1 protein-coding gene is annotated in these 269 nt (G+C 49.8%); it reads right to left on the bottom strand.

Annotated features, from left to right (window positions below):
* Positions 1–121 precede the first annotated feature (121 nt).
* Positions 122–269, bottom strand: a 148-nt coding sequence (gene yjbD, locus V5P19_RS23665) for a DUF3811 domain-containing protein (protein WP_334407988.1), incomplete at its 5' end; no start/stop codon positions are given.

The following is a 269-nucleotide window of genomic DNA, read 5'->3' as shown; positions in this document are numbered from 1 at the left end:
GACAGATGAAAACGGCCCAAAAGTGCCCGGACAGTCCCCTCGCCCCTTCGGGAAAAGGGTTAGGGTGAGGGGAAAATTGTGTTCACACTGACGAGTGAAAATCTCAGGCGTTGATTGTGGATTAGCGCCTGCCGCGCGTCGACGTATTTGCTGACCAGCTAAATGACGCTTCAGGATCCGGTTTATAAGCCTGCTTTTTCTTCAACTGGCGGGCTTTTTTCGCTTCAGCCTCACGCTCAACCATGAATTTATCGATGTAATCTTTCTTA

The organism is Enterobacter sp. UNJFSC 003, assembly GCF_036903355.1.
GTDB lineage: Bacteria > Pseudomonadota > Gammaproteobacteria > Enterobacterales > Enterobacteriaceae > Enterobacter.
Note: the sequence above shows the minus strand (reverse complement) of the source record. Positions and strands in the feature narration are given on the sequence as shown.